The sequence below is a fragment of the Prevotella sp. AM42-24 genome (assembly GCF_003461825.1).
Classification (GTDB): Bacteria; Bacteroidota; Bacteroidia; order Bacteroidales; family Bacteroidaceae; genus Prevotella; species Prevotella hominis.
The window spans coordinates 325-597 of record NZ_QTXV01000179.1 but is presented as its reverse complement, the minus strand read 5'-3'; the positions used below and the strand labels follow the sequence as shown (position 1 = coordinate 597).

Here is a 273-nt window from a genome sequence, read left to right as displayed (position 1 = left end):
TATCATGGTGAGTTGAAGTCCTACAAGTACAGCGACAAGGGAAGCCTTGGCGAGGACGGAAACGGCAAGTTCGATTATGCAACCGCCATTAAATACACGGACAATGCAGCGAAGCATATCTTCGGACTTCCAATAGATGTTACGGTGACTGGCGGTGACGGCTCGATTTACCACCATGTGACGGCGAAGTATAATACCAACTACGCCAACCACATCACGCAGATTACACAGCAGTTGAATGACGGTGCGGCAGTTACTGATTACAAGTACGAC

General features: G+C 48.7%; 1 protein-coding gene. It reads left to right on the top strand.

Annotated elements, in window-relative coordinates; translation table 11 throughout:
• The coding region (locus DW917_RS18020) for a hypothetical protein (RefSeq protein ID WP_233524830.1) at nucleotides 1-273 on the top strand (273 nt) is incomplete at both ends.